Annotated in this window: 2 protein-coding genes; both read left to right on the forward strand. The window is 37.6% G+C overall.

Going from position 1 to position 8,794, the window contains the following annotated elements:
- Window positions 1-567 precede the first annotated feature (567 nt).
- The gene (locus L1S35_RS13110; protein ID WP_236401438.1) at window positions 568-3,234 is read left to right on the forward strand and encodes a phage tail-like protein; all 2,667 of its coding nucleotides are present in this window, start codon (window positions 568-570) and stop codon (window positions 3,232-3,234) included.
- A 699-nt stretch (window positions 3,235-3,933) separates the two neighbouring features.
- Window positions 3,934-8,794: beta strand repeat-containing protein (locus tag L1S35_RS13115; protein WP_370641071.1), on the forward strand; the 4,861-nt coding region annotated here is incomplete at its 3' end.

Genomic DNA, 8,794 nt, shown 5'->3' on the forward strand with positions numbered 1-8,794 from the left:
TAGGTTGTCAGTTACTAAATGTTGGTTATGATTATCTGACTTTTCCAAATTATTGTGAGAATGAAAGAATCTTTTCTTGAGATTTAGATTTTTCCGATTTCGCAGAAATAGTATCAATTTAGTCTACTTAGTCTTTATATTTCTATTGTTTAAATAATAAAAGGGATTGCTAAATTGCAAGAATGTAAATATGATATTGCATTATTTTTTTATTATTTATTACGAAAGAATTAATTATTCCTCAAAATAACTAGTAAATGTGCTATTTTAACTTGTAATTTTTGTAAAATGAATGGGTAGTTACCAATACATTAACACAACATCATGTCTTTATTTTGATGATTGCAGTGGTTGAAAATCCTCTATATTAGTAATTAAGTATATTAAATCCTAGCTATACTTATTAATTCACTTTAAATGTTTTTTGTATAGTTATTATATACTTTAAGTTTCTTATTCTTTCCTTTAGTTTCTTAACTTTCAATATTTAATTTACGTCACTACCTATAAAATTATTTTTATGGATATTTTTTTTAGCTGTAGAACTACGTATTAAATCATAAAACCATGAAATCATTTTTATTTTCAATATTTTCAATATTTTTTTTATTACATGTCAATGCACAAGTAGGAATTGGTACAACTTCACCGGATGCTTCTTCTATTTTAGATATTACCTCCACAGATGGTGGACTACTAATTCCAAGGATTGGTTTGACAAGTTCAACGGATACAGTAACAATTGCTTCGCCTGCCACCTCATTATTAGTTTACAATACAGGTTTAGGAGGACTTAGTCCGGCAGGATATTACTATTGGAATGGTACGTCATGGATAACTTTAGCAGGTTCTGGAGGAAGTAACTGGACATTAACCGGAAATTCGGGAACATCTGCCGGAACTAATTTCATTGGTACTGCTGATGCTGTTGATTTAAGGATAAAAACAGGTGGGAGTGATAGATTAAATATTTCTAATGCTAATGGACAAATACAATCTTACACCACAAGTGGTTCGGCTAGTACTCCAAGCTATTCATTTAGTGGTACTCAAACTTCTACAGGAATGTTTAACCCTGCAACAGATAATTTAGGATTCGCTACTGCGGGAACAGAAAGGGTCAGAATTCAAGCCGATGGGGATGTTGGTATTGGTACCACACCAAATGCTTCTGCTAAATTAGAAATCAATGCAACCGATCGTGGTCTTTTAATACCCAATGTTGCATTAGAAGCCACCAATAATGGTACCTCTCCAATTGCTTCACCAGCAACCTCTCTTTTGGTTTACAATACGGCTACAGCAGGTACTTCTCCAAACAATGTTGTTCCCGGTTATTACTATTGGGATGGGGTTTGGGTACCGTTAGCAACAGGTTTATCTAATAATAATTGGAATATACTCGGGAATACTAACATAGTGGATGGTACCAACTTTATGGGAACCGGAGCTTCTACCAATGTAGATGTTGCCTTTAGAAGAAATAATGCCGCTGCCGGTAAAATAGGAGCTACCAGCACTTCTTTTGGAGTTGGTGCATTGCCTGCAGGAGCAGCCACTACCAGCACCGCTTTTGGCACGAATGCTTTACTCGCTAATACTACAGGGGCTAATAATGTTGCAGTTGGAAATGGTGCTTTAGCAGCCAATATTAGCGGAGCCGGAAATACAGCTGTAGGGACTAGTGCTTTAGCACTCAATACTGCTACAGGAAATACCGCACTAGGAATTAGTGCACTCGCAGCAAATACAAATGCAACAAATAATACGGCAGTAGGGAATTTGGCACTGGCAGCCAATAATACCGGTACTGATAATACATCATTGGGTTTTCAAGCATTAAGAAACAATACAGGTGCAGGTGCTACTAATACTGCTGTTGGGAGTAATGCTTTATTTACTAATACAACAGCAGCAGGAAATACAGCTGTTGGCTTTAGTGCGTTACGATTAAATGCTGCTACAACAGGAAATACGGCAGTTGGTTATCAAGCATTGAGATACCATATTGCAGCAAACAATACCGCAGTAGGATATGATGCTCTAAGAGGAGCAGCAGCAGGTATGAATGCTTCAGCTGCAAATAATACAGCGGTTGGTTATGCAGCATTAACTGCGAATCTTGTTGGAGCTAGTAATACAGCCCTTGGGGCAAGTGCTTTGGCAGCGAATACTGCAACAGGTAATACCGCTGTTGGGTCTTCTGCATTAGCAGCCAATACTTCTGCTACAGGTAATACCGCTGTCGGTTCCTCTGCATTAGCAGCCAATTCGACAGGAGCAAGAAATACGGCATTGGGTACTAGTGCTTTAGCAGCTAACAATACACCAGCTGACAATACCGCCATTGGCTATAATGCATTGGCTATTAATACATTTAATGCTGGTGGAGGTAATCAAAATACGGCTGTTGGAAGTGGTGCCTTAGCGGCACTTAATGGTGGAGTAGGAAATACAGCTGTGGGTTACAATGCTCTAACAGCTAATGCTACTCTTGCTCTTTACAACACAGCAGTAGGTGCTTTAGCTTTGTCAGGTATAAATAATGCTGCATCTAGAGATAATGTTGCTGTTGGTTATAGTGCATTGATGCAAACGGGTGTTATTACTGACTCTGTAGCATTAGGGTCTGGTGCTTTAACAAGTGCTGCTAATACTTCAACAAGGAATACCGCTGTAGGTAAAAGTGCAGGTTCTAATCTTACAACAGGAACAGATAATGTATTGATAGGTACTAATACTCAAACCTCCGCTGTAAGTGCTACCAGAGAAATTGTAATTGGATCTGCTGCTGTTGCCGGATCTTATCCAATAACAATTGGTGGAGGTGCTGCCTATAGCGGCGCTTATGTTAATGCACCAAGTTGGTCTTTTTCATCAGATAGAAGATTAAAATCAGATATTTTAGACTCTCCATTAGGGTTAGCGTTTATAAAAACATTACGTCCGGTATCGTATTATCGTAAAGCTGATGTTAATAAAAAGACAGAGTATGGCTTTATTGCTCAAGAATTAGAAGTTGCACTTAATAATGCGGGTTCAACCAATAATGGAATTTTAGGGCACACCTCTGATGGTATGTATGCTGTTCGTTACAATGATTTTTTACCTATCACTATAAAAGCTGTACAAGAACAGCAAACAGAAATTGAAGCTCTTAAAAAGGCCAATTCTGAACTTTTGAAAGCCAATGAAGCTATCTTAAAGCGTTTGGAAGCTTTGGAGAAAAAATAGTATTGCATTAATAGAATGTAAAAAAAAGGATAAATCAGGATATGATTTATCCTTTTTTTATTTGTCTGGATGAACATTTTATTGATATGATGTTAACTTTTTATACACATCAATAATATACTTTGAGCTTTAAGCTTGTTTTGTCAATTAGCTATCGCTTATTACTCTGTATTTACTCTAATTAAACCAAAGATTTGTATCTTGTAAACCTATTCAATAGACATACTGTTTAGTGATTTTCTTCAGTAATTTTGTATAAAAAAAATTACGAGTGCTAATTTCATAATTATTGACTTCTTTTTTTTGTAAGTGAATATTTAATAGTATTTAAAAAAATTAACATTTTTTTTATATAATGTCTTTTTTTATACTAAATACTATGCATTTTAATCCTTGTTATAAGGGCTTGTTGTTACTCTAACAGAAAAATAATTAAATAATAACACAACAACACTACAACATCCTGTTTTAAAATTGCAAATACACTAATTAAAATCTTGTTTAAAAATATAATTTTTAGCGCGAAAACGTTTGCGTCAATGGGCTTAACGGCTATTTGTTGTGTAACATGTCAGTTGTATGGTTTTTATACAGTTGCCTAAAAAACATTAAATTATAGTTCTCATCTATATTTGTTAACCCAACAAATTTTATTGACCTAAAAAAATAACAGATTAACATGAATCAAAACTATTTAGTATGAAAAAAATTAAAAAATTATTTCTCTCGATAGCCGCGAAAGTAGCTTTAGGGGATTCTTTCATTCGGTTAGCTTTTCTAGCAATCGTTCTAACGCTGAGTTCAACGGCATCAGCACAAATTTTCTGTGGTACTGCCAGGAGTTCTACAAGTCATAGTGGTTCGTATACACTTAATTTAACATGTAAAAATGTTAGTGGTACAACGTATCAAATGATATTAGATTTTCCAACTACCGTTACAAACGCTTCTAACATAAATATAGGTGCTAATCCTGGCCCAGTTAATGTAGGAGCATCTCCGGTATGGACTAATAGTAATAAAACATTAACATTTCAATTTACTGCAGCATCAACTCCAACACTTTATGTTGGTATTCTTTTTGTAATTATAAGTGGAGTTGAAGTAAGATGGGACTTTCCTTTAGGCTCAGGTATAAATTTTGCAACTACTTGCGCACCAGTAGCACCCTCTCTTACTACAACCGCAGCGACAGCAATAGCCGGTACATCTGCAACTATAAATGGTAATATATCTTCTAATGGCAATTCAAGTATAACCAGTTATGGATTTTATTGGAGCACAACCAATGGTTTTGCTAATGGAACAGGAACACAAGTTGAATTAGGGACTACCAATTTTACTGGAAATATTTCGAACAACTTGACAGGGTTAGCCTATTCAACCCCCTATTATTACAAGGCCTATGCCACCAATGCTATCGGAACTACTTACGGGACGCAACAAACTTTTACTACTACTTCTGAATTTCCACCACCGACATTAGGTTCACCGACTGCCACCACAATTACAAATAATTCTGCAACTTTGGGAGCTTCCGTTTTAACTGTGGGGTCACCAGTATATACGGTAAGAGGTACATCATATAAAACCACTACAGGAGTAGTCGCTACTGATAATCAGCAGTCAGATGGAACTAATACTGGTGCAACAGGTGCTTATTCACACTCAAGATCGGGGCTTTCGCCTCAGCAACAGTATTTTTATGTTGGTTATGCTACAAATACTTCGGGAACCGGTATAAGTTCTGAAGGCAGTTTTAGAACGCTATCCAACCCTCCAACAGCTCAGCCTACAACTTTTACAACCACAGCGGGTGTGCTTTCTTTGGTTGCGAATTGGAATGCTGCTAGTTTTCCGGCAAGTGGTGCTACAAGAGCGGGGTATATACTTATATATTCAACAGGAACTCCAACTTTATCTTCTGTCAATGGTACAGCTCCAACAGCAGGAGTAGGTACATTGGTTAATGTAGGAAATACTATTTTACCTGCAGCACCGGCATTGACAACCACATTAAGTAGTCTGACAGCAGGTGCATTATATAATTTATTGATTGTTCCTTACACATGGGATGGGTCTAACAACTCTACTTATAATTATTTAACATCAGGAGCAATAACAACTACAGGTACTCCATTGGATATTCCAGCGGCACCAACACCACCAGCCAGAACTGCTAGTAATGTTGTAAGTGTTTATTCTGATGCTTATACAGTTGGGGTTAGTAATCCTGCTTATGGTTCTTCATCTGCTGTTACCCCTGGAGGTAATGCCGCAAGACTTTATACATCATCTAACAATGGAGTTTTATCATTTACAAATACAACCGCTGTTGCTTCTGGTGCAATGACAACCCTTCACATGGATATTTATAGCACAACTTCGCAGGCTGCCCAGATGCTGATTCAGATAAATGGAGTTAACAGCTCCAACAGGCTTACCCCTAATGGTGTTTGGACTAGTTTAGATATACCTTCGACAGCGTGGGCAGCAGGTTTTGGAGCTTCTCTTAGTAGTATTGGGATTTTACCTTATGCAGGGGCAGGAACTTTTTATGTAGATAATGTTTATTTCTATAAAGGAGGACCACCTACAATAACAAATTTCCCTGCGATAACAAAAGTAATGGGTGATGCACCATTTACTTTAGGAACACCAACAAGTAATAGCGCTGGTGCGTGGACTTATTCAATAACTACAGGAAATGGTACAGTTGCAAACATAAGTGGCAATACAGTAACTTTAGTGGCTCCGGGGACGGCTGTCGTTAGAGCTACTCAGGCCGCAAATGGCGTGTATGACCAAGGTTTTATAGAAGCTACTTTAACTGTAACTGCTTCAACTACGCCACTGGCAGGTCCAACTGCTCCACCAGTTAGAAATTACTGGGACGCATATTCAGTATTTAGCGGTGAAACATCGTATACAGTAGTACCAGGAACTCGAAATTATAATCCGGGATGGGGACAAGCAGGTTCTGCAAGTGTTATCAATGTAGCAGGTGACGATTTGTGGAGAGCTATAAACCTTAATTATCAAGGGATAGTTTTTGGGAGTAATGTAGATGTTTCTGCAATGACGCACTTTCATGTAGATGTTTGGACCTTTAATGAAACTTCTTTACAGTTTTTTCAAATAAGCAATACAACTGGAGAAAGATCATATAGTCTAACTCCATTAGTTCAGGGTCAGTGGAATAGCTATGACATTCCGATGACTGCTTGGACAAGCCAATCTGGTTTTACTGCAACAGCTTTGAAAGAATTTAAAATTGTGGGTACTGGTGGCAAAACGGTTTATTTAGATAATATGTATTTCTACAGAGCTGCTACTGAATTGCCTCCAACTTTAGGCGCATTTACTGTTCCTGCAAAAGTTTTAGGTGATGTACCATTTGAATTAACACCACCAACTAGTAATAGTAGTGGTGCATGGACTTATTCTGTTCCTGGTGGATCAACAGTTGCCAGTATAAGTGGCAATATGGTTACTGTTTTGGGTACAGGAAGTGTTGTTATTACAGCCACTCAGGCAGCAGTACCAGGAGTTTATGGTGCAACAAGCACTACAGCTACTTTAGTTGTAACGCCTCCTGCAGCACCAAATCCACCAACGAGAAATTCCTGGGATGTAATATCTTATTATAGTGACACTAATGCTGGTTCAGTATATACGGTTGCCTCATCTCCAACTTGGGGTGGATCACAAAATGCCAATGTTACGCTTTCGGGAAATACGGCAAGATTATTCAACACAGATGGGAATAATGCTTTTACTAATGCGCAACTTGCTTTTACTGCCAAGGATGTATCACAAATGACACATTTGCATATAGATGTTTATTCTGTAAACCAAACACCATTACAATTTAAATTAAATAATACTGGGACAACAGTAACTCTTCCAACTCCAGTTAATGGATGGACAGCTATTGATATTCCGTTGTCAAATTTTGGGGTTGCATTAAATGCTATTAATAATATTAGGATAGATCATACAGCGGGAGCACAAACCCCTCTAAGAATAGCTTATTTTGATAATATCTATTTCTATAGAGATGCTACTGATGCTCCTCCAACTATTGGAACATTAACCGTTCCAAGTCCAAAAGTTTTAGGTGATGCTCCTTTTACATTAACAAATCCGACTTCAGATAGCTCCGGCGCTTGGACCTATAGCGCAAGTCCTGCTGGTGTAGTGACATTTAGTGGTAATACTGTAACTATTGTTGGAGGTGGTACCACTACTATAACAGCTACTCAAGCAGCTGTTCCCGGAGTATTCGGACCTGGTTCAGCTTCGGCTTCATTAGTAGTTCTACCTAGCGCTTCACCAATACCTCCAGCTAGAGATCCAAGTAGTGTAATTTCGATGTATACAGGTACACCAGCGGTTTACACAAATGCTCCTAACTACAATTTCGGAAGGGCGTTTTGGACAGCTGGAGCAACTTTGACTGAAGTTCCAAATGGAACAAACACTGCTTTAAGAGTAGATAATTTAGGTTATATTGGATTAATTGATATAGGAGATCCAGCACCTGCAAACAGAGAGAGAAGATTAAATGTATCCACAATGAATAATTTACATTTAGATATTTATGTGAATCAACCTTTCGCTAATCTTTTCTTTTGGTTACTAACAAATGGTGATCAGAGAAGAGATATTACAAATCTGGTAGCAGGATGGAATTCAATAGATATTCCTTTGTCTGAATTTACAGGAGCAAATCTGGCAAGTGTTTATGGTTTGAAATTTGAACAAAATCAACCAGGAACTCTTCAAATGTATATAGACAATGTCTATTTTAGTAAAGCTTGTTATACTCCAACAGCTACTATCGTTAGCAATGGAGGAGATTTTTGTCCAGGTTCGAATGCAACTTTTACAGTAAATGGAACAGAAGGATCTACTCTAGATTATACTGTAACGGGTCAAATAGGTACACAACAGTTGGCTTTGACAGGTGTAGATCAAACGATAACTGTAGTAAACCCAAGTGGTGATGTTACTTTAGATCTACTTACCGTAACTAATGCTCTTTGTCTTACCACAACTAGCAGTAGCACATTTGAAACAGGAAGTGCTACCGTATCTCTTACTTCAGAGATTGATTTTAATAGTATTGATGACGATTGTGACGGAAGCTTGTATAATGGTCATGCTCCGGTAGTAGTAGATATTATTACACCAAGTGGAGCCTTAGCAACCATGACGACTTCAATTGATTCTGACAATGCTACCAACACAGGTGATTACTCAGGGGTTGATGTAAGCTATAAGTTTAAAGTTACTAAGACCAATGCACCAACGTCAGTTGCTTATGTAACAAGTAGCTCACCTAATTTCGATTTGACATTAGCTTCCAATGTGGCTCATTCTTCTACCTATGATGTACAGGCTACAGCTATTGTTAACGGAGAAGAGCAGCCATATAATGGAAATACCAGAACCTTTACCACACCTGCTGCGCCAATTATATCTAATCCGCCTACACAAACAGGTCCGGTAGGTGCCCCTGCTTGTGCTTATACTCTAGCCACAATAAATTCTTATA

Source organism: Flavobacterium anseongense, from assembly GCF_021608185.1.
Taxonomy (GTDB): Bacteria; Bacteroidota; Bacteroidia; order Flavobacteriales; family Flavobacteriaceae; genus Flavobacterium; species Flavobacterium anseongense.